Consider the following 16,145-nt stretch of genomic DNA (forward strand, 5'->3'; position numbering starts at 1 on the left):
TTTAGAGCTAATACAAATAGCTCTAGAGCTACTCCCCTTTGAAATTTATCAAAGTATATAATAAATACTATCATTGAAAGGCTGCAAAAGAAAAATAATTTGATTCCTTATTCAGAAAATTTTTCGTAATAAATTGTTTCTTCTATAGGAAGAAGTTTTTTAGGGTCAGGTAATTTTTTCGGGTAGCCCATCCCTATTATCGCCACTACACGCCGATCTTCAGGAATGTCTAATTTACTCCGAACATAGCTTTCTCTTTGTTCAGATTCTTTTTCATCCTCAGAATGGTAAACTGCACCAAACGCAGCTCCTAATCCGAGATCGACAGCATTCAACCATATAAATCCACATGCAATCGATGTATCTTGTAACCAATATTTACTAATATTAGGACGTCCTAAAACAACAACAGCTGCCATTGCTTCCCTCAGCCATGGCATATAAGGGGTCGTTTGCGCTAAATAATCCAGCGTTTCTCTAGTACGAACAATAATGAATTCTTTTGAAGGTAAGTTATTTCCAGAAGGAGAAAGATAAGCTGATTCGATTATTTTTTGAACTATATCATCTGGAAGCTCTTTCTGCTCAAAACTAGTTATTTCCCTTCTTTGTTTAATTGCCTCTAATACATTCATATTCCTCTCTCCTAATTTGAATTTTAGAAATATTCCATTCTTATTATAACATATTCCCCCTTAATTCAACGTAGTCCAATAGAATTTATATGTTTATAAACTAAGTAAAATGATGACGCATTAAAAGAGAGATTGCGACAAAGGAATATGGTTGCAAATCAAGAGGCTGGGACAGAGGTATATGGATGCAAATAAAAACCGAACTATAACTTGTTTCAAAACAAGGTAGTTCGGTCATTTTATCAATTATAAAAATTTTATAGTTACCAGCGAAGTGTATTTCCGAAGCGTTATAGCTATACTTACATTGTTCGGATTTACATCCAGGTCAAATCGTTTTGTCTCAACCTCTAGTAAGTCTCTCTACATACCTAGGTCTCCTCGTTGTATTCGGTCTGTTTGTTTTAATTCCTCTATGTTTTTACAACCAGTAGCAAACATGGTGAGTCGTAATTCTAGCTCACGAGTTTCCATTACCTCAAGCACACCTTCTAATGATTCTGTTGCTTCTTTTAAAATTGAACGACCATAACCAGCAAAGTCCGCTCCTATTGCTATGGCTTTAGCTGCATCTAGTCCTGTTTTCATCCCCCCACTAGCAATGAGGGGCACCGGTATATTTTCTTTTTTGACAGAATTAATACAATCAACTGTAGAGATGCCCCATTCTGTAAAAGCTTCTGCAGCTTTTCTTTTAACTGGATTTTTGGAACGCATTTTCTCCACTTGACTCCATGATGTTCCTCCTGCTCCAGCAACATCAACAAAAGATATTCCTACATCATATAGTTTCTTTGCTGTTTTCCCGTCAATCCCCCAACCAACTTCTTTGACACCAACGGGAACAGATAATGTAGTACAAACCTCTTCTATTTTAGTTAATAAATCTTTGAAGTTTGTATTGCCTTCTTCTTGGATTACTTCTTGAATACTATTTAAATGAAGAACAAGGGCATTTGCATCCGTTATATCTATTATTTGTTCACACTGTTCTACTCCGAATCCATAGTTAAATTGAACTGCACCCAAGTTAGCAATTATCGGGATATCTGGAGCATATTTTCTTACTTGAAATGAGGAATGAAACTCTTTACTTTCTATTAGAGCTCTAGTGGATCCAAGTGCTAAAGACCATCCTCTTTCTTGTGCTGCTTGTGCCAAATGACGATTTATTGTATCAGCAAATTCCGCTCCACCAGTCATCGAACTTATAAGGAAAGGCGTTTTACAGTCTATACCTAAAAAGTTAGTTGCGATGGAAATTTCATCAAAATCTATTTCAGGAAGTGCATTATGAATAAAAGTAATTTTTTCAAACCCTGTTGTTATATCGTTACCTGTTACTTTTTCATTTAATGCAATTTGAATATGTTCAGATTTACGCTTATTAATTGAATTAGACATGATTCACTTCCTTTCTAATAGGGGTTCTATTGTTGCTCCATCTTTTGATAATTGTATATCTAGCGGCATAATTCCATGGGATTGCCATTCGTTTTGGAGTGGTGTTACTAAAGAAGGATCTGTGATAAATGCAATACCACAATCACCACCACCTGCACCAGATGATTTCCCAGCACCATATTTATTAGCGATCCTTATTAAACTTTCTAATTGTGGTGTTTCTATATTAACTCCGGCATGTTCTCCAAGCTTTTTTAAAGCCATTCGATTTTGTTTCAAACTATCAATCGCAATTTTTCCATTGTCATCTAAGAAACTATTGATTAAATTGTTTACTGCAATTTTACTTTCTTTTAAAAATAGATCATATAATGATGGTTGTTCTTGCTTTAGTTTCATAACAATGTTCACCATTGGAGCGGTAGATGCCTCACTGCTTGTCCATCCAACAACTAAATTAAAATATTCCGGAGGTGTCAGTGGCTTAATTATTAAACCTGGCCATTGCTCGCTAAGTAATGTTGAAATATGAACTTTTTCCTCTATTTGTTTCTTTATCCAATTCAATTCGAACGTACTGAACCCTAACCATCCGCCAAATGTCGAAGCAGCAATATCAGCGCACGAACCGTTACCTTGTGTCTTAATATGTGCCATAGCAGCTAACTTGAAGATATTTTCCTTCATTGGCTTTATTTTTTCATTTTGATAAAAATGAAATAGAGCAGAAATGACAGAAACTACGACTGCTGCGCTAGACCCTAACCCGTACTTCTTACCTGATACATCATCTAATTCACTCGTTATCGATAAAGCAAACGGTCTTATTTCAACAGAGTTTTCCTGCAAAAGCGTATAAAACAATGAAATTGCATTCTTGATAAAAGCTAATTTAGAACCTTCCGGATGAAAGGTAAGCTCACCATCTTTCCAGCTCCAACTAACCGAATCATACCCTAACTGTGGCAAATGTAATTGATTTTCCTTATATGCTTTAATTTCCGTTTCCATATAACGATTAACAGCTATTACAATCGCTAAGTTTCCAGGCTCCAGAACTGCATATTCTCCTGCAATAAATAATTTACCAGGAACTTTAATTTTATATGAATTATACATTTGTTACATCCTCATTTAGTAGATCACAGGAATGAATCTTCTTCTTATTTGCTAAGTAGCTAATTCCTGGGCCAGGTTGACAAGTATGGATATCTTTCACCATTGGAAGTCCTTGTAGTGTTTTATAAACTATTTCTTCATTTTTAGATTCACATATAACTTTGACATTTGGACCAGCATCAATTGTAAAATATGCTTCAATACCTTTTGCACGCAATTCTTGAATCACATTCATTATCTCTATCGTAGCACCTTGCCAATACATAAACGGTGGATTAGCACCTAAAGTAGTGGCATGCATCTTCAAAGCATTTTTCTCTAAAACAGTTCCCAGCTTTTCAAAATCACGTTCATTTATTGCATGACGTGCAATAGAAAGATCTTGGTCAATCGTTTCTAGCCAACCCGAGTAGAAAACTGAAGTTTGGACGGTTCGTTTCATCCCTTCTCTACTTAATATCTTTTTCGGTTTAGATTCCAACAGTACAGACAGTATGCTTAGCTTCCATTCATTTGGGTGTAACAGTTGTTCTGCATAGGAGTCGGTTCCATCCTCTTTTTCCCCTTTATGCCATTCTACAAAGCCACCATATATGGAGCGACAAGCTGATCCTGAACCTTGTCGTGCAATTTGTGATAATTCTCTAGAATCTAAATCTAAACCAATTGCCTTTGTTGCTGCAGCTGCCAATGCAGCGAAGCCAGATGCAGATGATGCAAATCCTGCAGACGTCGGAACATCATTAATGGAATCTACTACCGCAAAAATATTCCGTCCCACTAGCTTTCGAATTATATTCAAGGGCCGTGAAATCTTTTCTGTTTCCTCTTTACTAGCGATATTTCCATTTAATAAAAACATATCTTCATTTAAACAAGAACAAAATTGCACTGTTGTTGTCGTATAAAACTTATCTAATGTGATGGAGATACTATTATTCATAGGTAATATAAGTTCTTCATTACGTTTACCCCAATATTTTATTAGTGCAATATTCGTGTGGGCACGTGCTGTTACTGCCTCCAATTCATTCACCCCTATCTAAGCCAAATTGAAAATACCATGTTTGGTTCGCTCCTGCTTTTTTTAATTGTTTTGAAACGATTCTTGCATGTTCGATACTATTTGCCAAAGCAATTATGCAACCGCCTCTTCCTCCACCTGTTAATTTAGCTCCGAGTGCTCCTTCTTGCAATGCTACATCTACTAAATAATCTATACCTTGATCACTTACACCTAATAGAACTAATTCCTTTTGTGCAAGATTCATCATTTCTCCAAGTGTAGTCGCATCACCTATTAGTAGAGCTTCTTTTGCTTTATACGTATATAGTTCTAATAGATTGATGGAATTCTCTGTTCTACTTGGTTCTGCTATATACTTTTCACGTATACTTTCTACTGCAGTACGTGTATCACCGACTCTACCAGAATCTCCTACAACGACATAAAACGGGTCTTGTATATGTAACGGAATGATAGGTTTCTTTTTTTGAAACCAAATGGGGTGCTCGCTGGATGCAGCAAACATATCTATCCCACTAGGATTCCCGTGAGCATATTTTTCAGCATTATGGACTAAATGCATTAGTAGTTTTTCATCGATTGGTAGCTTATAAAAGGAAAATAAACTGCGAACAATCGCAATTGCTAATGCAGCACTAGACCCTAATCCTCTCCCAATAGGAATGCTGGAAGATATTCTTATAAGAAAACCCTCCTGAGGCTTATTTAACAACTTACAGGTTTCCAATATACAAGCAGAAATTCCAATAAGCATATCTGGGATTTCTGATAGTAAACCACTATAGTAAGGAGATTCCATCATAATCGGACCATTCATCCCAAATACTTCTGACTTCGCCTCTATCGTTGGAAAAGGAAGTGCTATTGCAGGTTTTCCATAAACTACCGAGTGCTCACCAATCAATATTAGTTTGCTGTAGGATGTACCAATGCCGAAATCATTAGAGGTTTTATTCAAATAATACACCTCCATCTTTCCATCTTTTTTACATGTTGATTATCCCGCTAATTTACTTATTAACCAAGGTGCTGAATAAAGTATCATGAATAAGACACCGTAATTTATTCCCCAACGATGTAATAATCCCGCAACTAAACCAATTAGAATTACACCACCAATGTTTAACCAACCTGCGTCCATAAATGCAAGTAAGATAACAAGACCAAAAAATAATCCTAGCATTGCTTCATGAGGAACCCATTTAAAAACAAAAACACAAATTTGTTGAGAATACTTCACAATCACAAAATAGGTTATGCCTAGTGCAACGATAGCACCTATTATAGTAGCCCATACAAAATCAGACATCGACAATATATGATGCATGTTATGTTCTAAAGTAAATACAGGAGGTGCATTAAATAAAGCATTTGCAGGTCCCAAGGCAACAGAAGACAAAGGGATTCCTAATGCAATTAATGGGATAAGTGTACCGGATATGTATGTAGCATTTGCTAAAGCCTCCATACATGCTATTGCTAACGATGATTTCTTTACTGAATCTTTGATTCGACTTGAAAACAATTCCCCAACTAATACAGTTGTTCCAACAGCACTCAATATAAAGGTCATTGAACCAATTACAGAAGAAATAGAGCTTTTCACAACTTCTTCCCTTGTTAATATTTTAAATGGATTTGGAAATTTCATTTTTTCTTTGTTTTTATTTAGGAGAATTGTTTTTTTACCATAACGTTCAAGGCTATTTCGTTTTTCTTTATTTAGTAATTCAAATAATGTAATAATAACTGGCCCAATTGTAATTCCTAAGAAAAAAGATATAAATACATTTGTGCCTTCAGGGACAATTCCTAACCCCCAATATAAATGTCTTAATCCTTGTATTAGTAATGCAAATGGAATGATAGCTGCTAGTGCAAGTAACCTATTTTTTGATAAAAGTGCTAATATAATCGTACCGATGAAAAAAAGAGGATTGGCAAAATCTTTTATGGCGTCGGCTACTGGTATTAGTGCATTTGCAAGGAGCAAACTAACTGGTACTGCTACTAATGTTCCAACAACGGATCCGGAGACCATCTTACGAATACTCACATCTGCAAATCCATGTTTTTTTAATACTAGAGCATGTTCTACCATAGGAGTTGCCATTACTCCCCCAGGAATTCCGGCAACAGCAACTGGGACAGAATCAGTTAATTTATTTGCAATGATTGCAGACATAAAGAAAGTTAGAACTAATATTGGTTCTAGCCCAGATAATACAATTACTAACATTACAGGCGCTATCGTTGCCGTTTCATCTGTACCGGGGGCTATTCCAACGATTGTATAGATTACTGCACCTAATATCGCAACCATTACCATTTGTAATATTAATATCGGATCCATTATTCATCGTCCTCTGCATCTTGAAAAGTTCGTTTTGGTTTTACTAGAATACTGCATATAATAAAACCGATTATTGCGCCTCCTAAACCGAAAAACAATGGCTTTGGTGGATCATTAGGTGCAATAAAATACCCAACTAACGTCGTTACACTACATATTAGAAGTGATAGTACTAGGTCTTTAATATTAACAAGGTCTTCCCATACCTCCACATTGTTCCTATCTTTATCGATAATTATCCGATTACTATCTCGATTATTTCCCATTATCAAAACCTCTTTCTCTTTCAAACCTTCATACCTAGTTTCAGTACAATTGAAAAGGATTATTCACAAACTTATTATATTGATATTGAGAATCATTATCAACTATATTGTTGATAACTTCACAATATCTCATATATAAAATTATTTGCACAGTATATTAAAAAATTTTAGTTCTTTAAGAAGTGCATATGATTAGCTTTACCGTTATTAGTTACATTATATTAAGGTATATAATATTGATGGAGGTTGATAATGATGTCATCTATATCCTTACAACATTTTCAATTTGCTAGAAGTGGAACATTAGGTTTGCTGAAAGGAATAAATGAAACAAAATGGGATGAGCAACCTATTGGATTTCCCAATAATATCCGATGGAATGCTGGGCATATTTTTGTTTCAGCTGAATTCTTTTTACATCAAGCGGATGAAGAGTATGAAATGAAGCATGGTGATTGGGCGGGGCTTTTTGCTACTGGTACAAAACCAGCAGATTGGAGCAATAATATTCCTAGTGCTTCTGATATTATTTCAGCTCTTGAAGAGCAAGCTAAACGAGTTGAAGCTCATTTCAGAGATAAAACTGTGAATAGCGCAAGTAAATCAGTCACAATAGGTCCACTTGAAATGAATACTGTTGACGCTTTAGTTCAGTTTAATACATTTCATGAAGGAAATCATATAGGCATCATAAAATCGCTAAACAATGTTTTAAAGTAATCCACACCACTACGGAGGAATCTATCAATGAAATGTAAATTAAATCGAAACGCAGCAAAATACTTCAAAAAGTTGTTAGCTACGGAAGAGGCAGAAGGAAAGATGATTAGAGTGTTTGTAACTCATCAACATGGTGACCATGCGCACTATGATTATATGTTAGATACACCAACTGAAAACGATGAAGTGGTTCATACCGATAAAGAAATTGATATTATTTTGGAAAAAAACAACCCATTCTTAGATGGAGTTTGGCTACAGTATTTTTATGTTCCAAGAGAAGAAATGTCTATTACAAATCCTTCATTTGGACATCATCATCATTAAGTTCTTTTAGGCATTAACCAAATGTCATATCGAACAATGCGCATGTAATAATAGTGCAAAGGAGAGACAGATCGCTTTCCCATAAGCCCTCTGGTATTTCCTCCGATTATTAAAATTAAAATAAGATCTGAGCTTCCTTGAAGAAATTCAAGTAAAAGTTCAGATCTTATTTTTTATCTATTAAAGCATTATACGAAAGAAGGTTACTTCTTACGTTTCATACTCTCACTCTAATTTCATTTAAGAAATTGCTTAACATTTGTTTTCCTGTCTCTGTTCCCACTGACTCTGGATGAAATTGTAATCCATATAATGGATATTTTTCGTGCACCATCGCCATAATTTCTTGATCATCATTAGATGTAGCGGTTACTTTCAATTCATCAGGTAACGTAGTTTTTTCTACAATTAATGAATGATAACGCATTACATCTAGAGGATTTGGTAATTGTTCAAAGATACCTTCCTCTCCATGTGTTATAGAAGAAATTTTACCGTGCATGACCTTCTCGGCTTTTTCTACTCTTGCTCCAAATGCATAACCGATGGATTGATGGCCTAAACAAATTCCTAATATTGGTATTTTTTTATATAAAGACTTAATGATGTCGACACATATTCCTGCATTTTCAGGCCGACCTGGTCCTGGGGATAATACGATTGCTTCTGGATTTAAGTCTTCAATTTCTTTGATAGTTACCTTATCATTTCGCTTAACAACGATTTCTTCACCAAGCTCACCTAAATACTGATATAGATTAAAAGTGAATGAGTCATAATTATCGATAAGTAAAATCATTTGTCTTCCTCCAAAAATGCTCTTAGTTTATGAATCGTTTCTTCATATTCTTTTTGAGGTACAGAATCATACACAATACCAGCACCTGCTTGAATATAAACTTGATTATCTTTAATAAACGCAGTTCTAATTGCTAATGCAAAATCCATATTACCATTTGCTGATAAATACCCAACAGCTCCTGAGTAGACTCCACGTTTTACATCTTCTAATTCATTAATTATTTCCATTGCTCTTATCTTCGGTGCACCAGAGACAGTACCAGCAGGTAAGCATGCAATTAAAGCATCAATTGGTGAATAAGCTGAAGTAAGTTCTCCGCTCACTTCTGAAACAATGTGCATCACATGTTTATATTTTTCAATCTTCATATACTTATCAATCTGTACAGACCCAAATTCACTAACTCTCCCAATATCATTACGACCAAGGTCTACTAACATTCGATGTTCAGCCAATTCTTTTTCATCTGCAAGTAATTCTAGCTCCAGTTGCTTATCTTCTTCCTGCGTATTTCCACGTGGCCTAGTCCCTGCAATTGGATTTGTTATTACTTTATTGTCCGTAGCTTTAATTAAACTTTCAGGTGATACGCCAGCAACAATAAAGTCGTCAAAATCAAAGTAATACATATAGGGTGAAGGGTTCTTCACTCTCAACTTTCTGTAAAAGGAAAAAGCCTCTCCTTCAATCGTAGCTTTCATACGCTGTGATAACACAACTTGGAAAATATCTCCTTCTACAATGTATTCTTTCGCTTTTTTTACCATTTGTATAAAATCATCTTCTGTAATTGTAGATTCATAAGCGGAAATGTTCACTGGTAATTGATCCATTTCTTTACCATCTTGAATTTCAGCTTTAATGTCTTGAAGTCGTGATTGCAATTGCTCACTTGTCGTACTTTCACGTAGCGGTGTAGCTACTAAGTATACTTTCTGCTCTAAATGATCAAATACGATGACTTCTTCAAACATCATGAAATGCACGTCAGGAATTTGCAATTCATCTTTTGGAATTTCTCCAATTTGTTCATAATGACGTACAACATCATACCCAACAAATCCTACCGCACCACCAATAAAAGGAATCTTTTCCTTACCAACAGAAATTTCCTTTGGCATTATGTCTTTTAACAATTCTAATGGTTTTTGAGATATCGGTTCTTCTCCTTCCTCCGTTACAAGAATAGAACCATATTCATACCCTTTTAATTCAAAAGTAGGTTGTGCTCCAATAAAAGAATAACGACCAGAATTTTCATGTTTTAACGAACTTTCAAGTAAAAACTTTTTCTTCCCAGATAACCGTTGATAAATGGAAATAGGTGTCAATGTATCTCCTTGCAATTCCTCCACAAAATAATTACTTTCACTAATTGTCTTTATCATCTAAGTATCTCCTTTCGGCTCTATGAAATAAAAAAGTCCTCTATACACAATTAGTCATTGTATATAGAGGACGATTGGACTGACCGTGGTGCCACCTCAATTGGAGCATAATTGCTCCCGCTCAACAGGTAAATTTCATACCTTTCCATTAACGGTGGATGCCGTGCAACCATACTGTTAATTCAGGCTGCCTCTCATAAGTCCATTCCACGGAATGTTCATACCGGTTCCCAGCTAACCCGGCTCTCTGAAATGAACATACTCCATGTACTACTCTTAATCATCGATTTATTAAAATATTTTTTTTATACACAAAAAGGGCCTCTATCCATAAAAAGGACGAGAGACCCGTGGTGCCACCTTTATTAGCTAAATACTTTAGCTCACTTTCCTATTACCTGTAAGATAATATTGTCTCTTATAACGATGAGACTGTTCGCCAAAGCCTACTACATTCGTTAAATCGGTTCGGTTTGGGGGCTCGGAAGTCCATTCGCTTAGCATCCACACTGATTTTCACCAACCATCAGCTCTCTACAAGTTTCAGCTAAGGTACTACTCTTCGTCATTGCCGAAGTTATATTAGCTTTATAATAATGATAGTTAATTCAAAAGTCAATAATTTATTTCCCTGTTTCAGAAAATTCTTTTATTCTTGTTTCGATTTGATCACGTACCCGTTGAAAAACTTTCCATTTTTCTTCCTCTGACCCTACTGCTTTTGCAGGATCGTCAAAGCCCCAATGCCATCTTGTTTTTTCTGGAGGTGTTGTTGGACATTTATCATTTGCATCTCCACAGAGTGTGACAATATAATCTGCCTTTTCTAATAATGATTTGTCAATGATATCTGAAGTTTGAAAAGAAATATCCACTTCAACTTCTGCCATTGCTTTCACAGCGTTTGGATTTAGTCCATGTGATTCAATTCCTGCAGAATATACTTCAAATCTATCCCCAAGATATTTCTTTCCAAAACCTTCTGCCATCTGACTTCTGCATGAATTTCCAGTACATAAAAAGTATATTATTTTCTTATCCATAGATAAATCTCCTCTTATTGAATGATTAATAGCCATACATATAATCCGACTAACGTTACAAATAGGGTAGGAATCGTTAAGATAATACCGACTTTAAAATAATAACCCCACGAGATATGAACTCCTTTTGTTTTCAGAACATGCAACCACAATAAGGTAGCTAATGAACCGATAGGAGTAATTTTAGGACCTAAATCAGAGCCAATTATATTTGCATATATAAGTGCTTCTCTTGTAATTCCAATAGTATTAGTATCATAGATTGCTAGCGCATCTATCATTACTGTCGGTAAATTATTCATGATAGATGATAATATAGCAGCAATAAACCCCATACTAATCGTTGCAACAAATAAGCCTTGATCAGCAGTATACTGAATAATATCTGTAAGTACATTTGTTAAGCCAACATTTCTAAGTCCATAAACAACTACATACATTCCGATTGAAAAGAAGACGATTGACCATGGAGCTCCTTTTATGACGGACTTTGTATTTATCGCAGGTCTATTATGTGCTGCTATTAGAAATATGATGGCAATTATTCCAGCAATAACTGAAACTGGCACACGGAAAAATTCACTCGTGAAATAACCTATAAGTAAAATGGTTAGGACAAACCAAGATATACGAAACATCTTTTTATCTCTTATTGCGTCATTTGGTGTTTTCAATTGACTTATATCATATTCTTTTGGAATACTCTTGCGGAAAAATAAATATAAAACAGTAATACTTGCTAATAAACTAAAAATATTAGGAACTATCATGCGAAAAGCATACTCAGCAAATCCAATTCCAAAAAAATCAGCCGAAACTATATTAACGAGATTACTCACAACAAGTGGTAGCGAAGTTGTATCCGCAATAAATCCCGACGCCATGATAAATGGTAGAATCATTTTTTCTTTAAAATGAAGTGTACGGACCATAGCAAGTACAATCGGTGTTAAAATAAGCGCAGCGCCATCATTAGCAAATAAACCGGCCACTAGAGCACCTAAAATGATGACTAGCAAAAACATTTTTACACCACTGCCTGCTGATATTCTTGCCATATGCAATGCAGCCCATTCAAAAAATCCAATTTCATCTAAAATCAAACTAATAATGATTAATGCTACAAATGTAAGTGTTGCATTCCAAACGATACTAGTTACATCCATTACATCACTAAATGTAACTACATTAAAAAGTAATGCTAGTAGTGCACCACCACATGCTGACCAACCTATTGATAAGCCCTTAGGCTGCCAAATAACAAAAATGAGTGTAACGATAAAAATCGTAATTGCCAAAAAAACGGACATCATTTTCCCCTTTTCCTAGTTGCATATACAACGATCTGATGATATATCTACTGAAGGCATAAGATTTACAATATGTAAAATGACAGGATACATTTCACATTGCTTATTTAAAGAATAATAAACCCATCGCCCTCTTTTTTCTTCACTCGTTATTCCTGCATCCCGTAATTTTTTCATATGCTGACTAACAGCAGGCTGACTCATGCCTAGAAACTCCATTAATTCACAAGCACAAAAGGAATCTCGAACTAAATAGGAGATTATTTTAAGTCTTGTTTCATCACTGATAGCTTTTAATAATGAATCCATTTCTTTTATTTGCACTTAATCACCACCTAATTACATAAGAAAACACTTATGTATAGTAACATATTTACATAGTAATTTATATACTTATTTTTTACCTCACTACTCTGACAGTTGGTTGATTTCCGCTGCAGGAGCTCGCTTTCCGCGGGCTTCGAAAAGCAAAAGGCGCTTGGGACTTGAAGGAAGGCTAATTTCGCAACATCCTGTTGGCAAGCTCAAACAGCGACGTCCTGTCGCTTCGCCTGCATTAGTACATCCGTGTACGTCGCAACGCCTCCCTGACCCGCCCCGTGCGGGCCCGCGACAAGCAAAAGTTCTGAGAAAAAGAAAGGCGTTCTTTGCTTTCATATCTCAGGTTATTTACTTCGAGCCGATATCGCCTGCAGCTAGACAAGGTTCAGAAGCCTCCTCGGCGCTTTTTGCGCCTGTCTAGCTCAGGCTCCTAGCGGCTAGCGAACTCGACATTCCTTCCCCTACAATCAACATAGTGTTACAGTTTAAAAAAATAAATATTAATATACAAACAAAAAATCGTGCATTATCATAAAGTTGTAAGTGGGAAAAACATACAATTAAAAATGAACGATTTTACATTAATATTCATTGTTACTTTTTATATAAAGGCTCTGTTAAAGTTCATTGTTGTTATCAACTTAGTTGATTGTAGCGGATGTACACGAGACTCCTGCGGGAACAGCACGAGCCGAAGATCCACTTGGCAAAGCGGTTTTCTTTGCCAAGTTAGCTGAGGCCGTGCCCGCGGAAAGCGAGTGTACAGGAGCGAAAATCAAAACCAGTAGAGAAAACGCAGAAGTTTTCTTTACTGGTTTCAGTTTATGAACTTATTAGTTAGTTTATCGTTGTTAGAATTTGAATTCTTCTCCGACTTTATATTGTTCGTCTTCTAAAACTAAAATACCTTTCTCTTGTGGGGCATTTGGTAGTTCTAGTTCTCTCGCTGCGCAAATCATACCGCTAGATGGGACACCACGTAGTTCGGCATCCTTTATCACTAATCCGCTTGGCATTACTGCTCCCACTTTCGCTACTACTACTTTTTGTCCTGCTTCGACATTAGGAGCACCACATACAATTTGTAACTCTTCTGTTCCTACATCGACTGTACACACACTTAATTTGTCTGCATTCGGGTGCTTCTCTTTTTGCTTAACATAGCCGACTACAAATTTAGGTGAAAAATCAGCTTCTATTTTCTCATCAATGCCATTTTGTTCAAGAGCTTTATTCAGTTTAGACACAATATCATCGTTTAATTCTACTACCCCATTTGCATCTAGTTGCACATAGTTTGATGCATTAAAGATATTGAATCCACCTGTTTTATTTGTTTTTGCATCAAAAATACGAGCTACATCGCCTTTTCGTTCAAAAGTTTTATTTTCAACTTCATTTATACTAATTAAAATTACATCTCCGATACCATTTCGATTATAAAATACGTTCATTATTTATCTTCCTTTCCTGTTTCTCTTGTGCGATTTTTTCCCAAAATAAAAATAGGTTCAAGCTTTCCATTTTCATAAATGAAAGATAGAGCCGTAATTGGCACATGTCCCGAAGTAAAAAAGCTCATTGTCATTTGCGCTAGAACATCATAACCTGTACCATTACGAATGTCAGCTATAATTAGAACATCTTGATGCGGAACAGCAACAGCCATTTCCCCTTTTATTGTTTCAGCTTTTTCTTCCAGAAACTTCTCATTTAGAATACGGCTAGCATCATATCCATCATTTGTATTTAAAAAGTAAAAATCATTTCCGGCAACTGTATCTTTTTTCATTTTTGTAGATAAAGATCTCACATTAAAACGTGCAATTTCTCGTATATTTGTTGGATCTAATCCTTCTTTTTCAATTAAGTTATCATCTATTAGACGATATGTATTACCAAGATCAAGAGCATAGTATATTCTTGTTTCTGCCGTATGTTCATCGGTCATAAACTTTACATCATCCTCTGAACTCGTTGGAAATGAAGTGGATCTAATAACAGGTAATATTTTTTTCTCGCTTCCTGAAATAGTATGTTCCTTACCCATAACATTAAGTGCATTTTCAACATAATACACTACTTCGTCTATAGCTTTTTCTTTTTGTTCATGCCATTTTGCTACAATTCCGGAAAGCGCAACGACAGTCCCTTTCCCTGTTTCTTCATTTTCAATCCGCAAACTTTCTTTGTCGCGGTCATATGTAAAAGTACGTCCTGGTTTTGCTAGACGTTTCTCTAGTTCTCTTCGTAATTTACTTTCATTCATTTTATTCACCCCTCCTTGGGCACAATTACATACATTCCATTTTACACGATTCATCATTAATCCACAAAAAAATAAAACCTCTACCAACTCGGCAGAGGTTTCGAAACATATTAATTTGCTAAGCCATTAATAAATTCTTCAATTTCTTCTTGCGTTTTACGATCTTTACTTACAAAACGACCTGCTTCTTCCCCATTGTGGTAAGCGATGAAACTCGGTATCCCAAAAATATCTAATTCGCTGCATAAATCGATGAACTCATCACGATCTACAAGGATAAAATTATATTCCGGATAGTCTGCTTCTATTCTTGGTAAGAATGGCTCAATGAATCTGCAATCTCCACACCAATCAGCAGAAAACATAAAAATTGTTCTTTCTTCTTTCTTTAATTCTTGAAACTGCTCGACAGACTGTAACTTTTCCATTATGATTCCTCCTGTATTTTAAGCTTCTACTTTTTATCATACTTATCATAGCAAAAGGAGAAATAAGTACAACAACAATTTTTAATTATCTGTAGATTCATCTTCATTTTCGATAAAAGAAGTTGAGGCTACAATCTCCATTAATAATTTGGCATCTTCTGCTACATTCTTTAAAGCAGATTTAGTAGAGGCTTTCACCCCACCAATCCCAACTGTAACAATATATTCATCTTCCTCATTAGAATTATTTATAATAATAAATCCAAATCGATTATCGTCTTCAAAAGATTTCTCACCAAGAACTTTGTCAGGAGCAGCAATTAGTCCATTATATAATGCTTTACTTGTTGCTTCTTCAAATTGATTATAAAAAAGGATAATCGGCTCTTCCCCATGTTCTAGAAAGATATTATTTGCTGTTTCCTTTTCTATTTTACTATCTGAAGGGAGATGAAAAGAAATCGATTGAACTTCTTTATTTGCTTCTTTAGGCTTTGCTTTAAAAGCTTGTTCCACATTTTCTATAGCTTTTTCTTTTTGTTCTTCTATCGTTGTACCACAAGCTACAAGAATTGGAACAATCATGAGGAGAATCAAGCTTAGGGTGACTTTTTTCACATTCATTCCTCCTTTACTACAGGGCATATAGTACTATCATACTACTGAAAAAAATAATATTACAACCCTTATCATTATTTTTTCTATACTAATCATAATAATGGAAGAATTACAA

General features: G+C 35.3%; 18 protein-coding genes and 2 other annotated features. Of the genes, 2 read left to right on the top strand and 16 right to left on the bottom strand.

Annotated features, from left to right (window positions below; genetic code table 11):
* Positions 1-107: 107 nt before the first annotated feature.
* The 7 genes from ACFPM4_RS06705 to ACFPM4_RS06735 form a co-directional block, all read right to left on the bottom strand.
* Positions 108-635 carry a nitroreductase family protein gene (locus ACFPM4_RS06705; protein WP_144921105.1) on the bottom strand — a complete coding sequence of 176 codons (528 nt, stop codon included), beginning with the start codon at positions 633-635 and terminating at the stop codon, positions 108-110.
* Between the two features lie 363 nt (positions 636-998).
* Positions 999-2,039, bottom strand: a complete 1,041-nt coding sequence (gene fni / locus ACFPM4_RS06710; protein WP_382349308.1) for a type 2 isopentenyl-diphosphate Delta-isomerase — start codon at positions 2,037-2,039, stop codon at positions 999-1,001.
* A gap of 3 nt (positions 2,040-2,042) precedes the next feature.
* The gene (locus tag ACFPM4_RS06715; RefSeq protein ID WP_382349311.1) at positions 2,043-3,158 is read right to left on the bottom strand and encodes a phosphomevalonate kinase; all 1,116 of its coding nucleotides are present in this window, start codon (positions 3,156-3,158) and stop codon (positions 2,043-2,045) included.
* Positions 3,151-4,185 (bottom strand): diphosphomevalonate decarboxylase, encoded by a 1,035-nt coding sequence (gene mvaD, locus ACFPM4_RS06720; RefSeq protein WP_382349314.1) that lies wholly within the window; start codon positions 4,183-4,185, stop codon positions 3,151-3,153. The genes ACFPM4_RS06715 and mvaD overlap by 8 nt, the downstream gene beginning before the upstream one ends.
* Before the next feature lies 1 nt (position 4,186).
* Positions 4,187-5,143, bottom strand: coding sequence for a mevalonate kinase (gene mvk / locus ACFPM4_RS06725; protein ID WP_382349317.1), 957 nt, complete (start codon positions 5,141-5,143; stop codon positions 4,187-4,189).
* A 39-nt stretch (positions 5,144-5,182) separates the two neighbouring features.
* Complete coding sequence (locus ACFPM4_RS06730; RefSeq protein WP_382349320.1) at positions 5,183-6,538, bottom strand: tripartite tricarboxylate transporter permease; 1,356 nt, start codon at positions 6,536-6,538, stop codon at positions 5,183-5,185.
* Positions 6,538-6,804 (bottom strand): hypothetical protein, encoded by a 267-nt coding sequence (locus tag ACFPM4_RS06735; protein WP_144921117.1) that lies wholly within the window; start codon positions 6,802-6,804, stop codon positions 6,538-6,540. The genes ACFPM4_RS06730 and ACFPM4_RS06735 overlap by 1 nt, the downstream gene beginning before the upstream one ends.
* Before the next feature lie 255 nt (positions 6,805-7,059).
* On the opposite strand from ACFPM4_RS06735, the gene ACFPM4_RS06740 reads away from it, so the two are divergent.
* Positions 7,060-7,524, top strand: a complete 465-nt coding sequence (locus tag ACFPM4_RS06740; protein ID WP_382349325.1) for a DinB family protein — start codon at positions 7,060-7,062, stop codon at positions 7,522-7,524.
* A gap of 27 nt (positions 7,525-7,551) precedes the next feature.
* Complete coding sequence (locus ACFPM4_RS06745) at positions 7,552-7,851, top strand: iron-sulfur cluster assembly accessory protein (RefSeq protein WP_144921121.1); 300 nt, start codon at positions 7,552-7,554, stop codon at positions 7,849-7,851.
* Positions 7,852-8,068: 217 nt separating this feature from the next.
* Here ACFPM4_RS06745 and ACFPM4_RS06750 read toward each other — a convergent pair whose 3' ends face one another.
* From ACFPM4_RS06750 to ACFPM4_RS06790, 9 genes are all read right to left on the bottom strand, one after another.
* Positions 8,069-8,650 (bottom strand): anthranilate synthase component II, encoded by a 582-nt coding sequence (locus ACFPM4_RS06750; RefSeq protein WP_144921123.1) that lies wholly within the window; start codon positions 8,648-8,650, stop codon positions 8,069-8,071.
* Positions 8,647-10,041: an anthranilate synthase component I gene (gene trpE, locus ACFPM4_RS06755; RefSeq protein WP_382349330.1), complete on the bottom strand. Its 1,395-nt coding sequence runs from the start codon at positions 10,039-10,041 to the stop codon at positions 8,647-8,649. The genes ACFPM4_RS06750 and trpE overlap by 4 nt, the downstream gene beginning before the upstream one ends.
* Before the next feature lie 63 nt (positions 10,042-10,104).
* Positions 10,105-10,334: a binding site (T-box leader), on the bottom strand.
* Positions 10,335-10,373: 39 nt separating this feature from the next.
* Positions 10,374-10,619: a binding site (T-box leader), on the bottom strand.
* 45 nt (positions 10,620-10,664) lie between these two features.
* Positions 10,665-11,084, bottom strand: a complete 420-nt coding sequence (gene arsC / locus ACFPM4_RS06760; RefSeq protein ID WP_144921125.1) for an arsenate reductase (thioredoxin) — start codon at positions 11,082-11,084, stop codon at positions 10,665-10,667.
* 14 nt (positions 11,085-11,098) lie between these two features.
* Positions 11,099-12,397 carry an arsenic transporter gene (locus ACFPM4_RS06765; protein WP_382349335.1) on the bottom strand — a complete coding sequence of 433 codons (1,299 nt, stop codon included), beginning with the start codon at positions 12,395-12,397 and terminating at the stop codon, positions 11,099-11,101.
* A gap of 12 nt (positions 12,398-12,409) precedes the next feature.
* A complete protein-coding gene (locus ACFPM4_RS06770; protein WP_382349338.1) occupies positions 12,410-12,718 on the bottom strand; it encodes an ArsR/SmtB family transcription factor in 309 nt (102 codons plus the stop codon).
* An 848-nt stretch (positions 12,719-13,566) separates the two neighbouring features.
* A complete protein-coding gene (gene ytpR, locus ACFPM4_RS06775) occupies positions 13,567-14,169 on the bottom strand; it encodes a YtpR family tRNA-binding protein (RefSeq protein WP_382349341.1) in 603 nt (200 codons plus the stop codon).
* The gene (locus tag ACFPM4_RS06780) at positions 14,169-14,984 is read right to left on the bottom strand and encodes a DUF1444 domain-containing protein (protein ID WP_382349344.1); all 816 of its coding nucleotides are present in this window, start codon (positions 14,982-14,984) and stop codon (positions 14,169-14,171) included. The genes ytpR and ACFPM4_RS06780 overlap by 1 nt, the downstream gene beginning before the upstream one ends.
* Positions 14,985-15,094: 110 nt before the next feature.
* Entirely contained in the window at positions 15,095-15,412 is a 318-nt protein-coding gene (locus ACFPM4_RS06785; protein WP_144921133.1) for a thioredoxin family protein, read from the bottom strand.
* A gap of 81 nt (positions 15,413-15,493) precedes the next feature.
* Positions 15,494-16,030 (bottom strand): hypothetical protein, encoded by a 537-nt coding sequence (locus ACFPM4_RS06790; RefSeq protein ID WP_382349348.1) that lies wholly within the window; start codon positions 16,028-16,030, stop codon positions 15,494-15,496.
* Between the last annotated feature and the right edge of the window lie 115 nt (positions 16,031-16,145).

Origin of the sequence: Lederbergia graminis (assembly GCF_042655485.1) — a bacterium.
GTDB lineage: Bacteria > Bacillota > Bacilli > Bacillales > Bacillaceae_C > Lederbergia > Lederbergia graminis.

Coding starts and splice junctions, on each gene's coding strand:
- ACFPM4_RS06705 (WP_144921105.1), bottom strand. CDS start 635: ATGAATGTATTAGAGGCAATTAAACAAAGAAGGGAAATAACTAGTTTT.
- fni (WP_382349308.1), bottom strand. CDS start 2,039: ATGTCTAATTCAATTAATAAGCGTAAATCTGAACATATTCAAATTGCA.
- ACFPM4_RS06715 (WP_382349311.1), bottom strand. CDS start 3,158: ATGTATAATTCATATAAAATTAAAGTTCCTGGTAAATTATTTATTGCA.
- ACFPM4_RS06730 (WP_382349320.1), bottom strand. CDS start 6,538: ATGGATCCGATATTAATATTACAAATGGTAATGGTTGCGATATTAGGT.
- ACFPM4_RS06735 (WP_144921117.1), bottom strand. CDS start 6,804: ATGGGAAATAATCGAGATAGTAATCGGATAATTATCGATAAAGATAGG.
- ACFPM4_RS06740 (WP_382349325.1), top strand. CDS start 7,060: ATGTCATCTATATCCTTACAACATTTTCAATTTGCTAGAAGTGGAACA.
- ACFPM4_RS06745 (WP_144921121.1), top strand. CDS start 7,552: ATGAAATGTAAATTAAATCGAAACGCAGCAAAATACTTCAAAAAGTTG.
- ACFPM4_RS06750 (WP_144921123.1), bottom strand. CDS start 8,650: ATGATTTTACTTATCGATAATTATGACTCATTCACTTTTAATCTATAT.
- trpE (WP_382349330.1), bottom strand. CDS start 10,041: ATGATAAAGACAATTAGTGAAAGTAATTATTTTGTGGAGGAATTGCAA.
- arsC (WP_144921125.1), bottom strand. CDS start 11,084: ATGGATAAGAAAATAATATACTTTTTATGTACTGGAAATTCATGCAGA.
- ACFPM4_RS06765 (WP_382349335.1), bottom strand. CDS start 12,397: ATGATGTCCGTTTTTTTGGCAATTACGATTTTTATCGTTACACTCATT.
- ytpR (WP_382349341.1), bottom strand. CDS start 14,169: ATGAACGTATTTTATAATCGAAATGGTATCGGAGATGTAATTTTAATT.
- ACFPM4_RS06780 (WP_382349344.1), bottom strand. CDS start 14,984: ATGAATGAAAGTAAATTACGAAGAGAACTAGAGAAACGTCTAGCAAAA.
- ACFPM4_RS06785 (WP_144921133.1), bottom strand. CDS start 15,412: ATGGAAAAGTTACAGTCTGTCGAGCAGTTTCAAGAATTAAAGAAAGAA.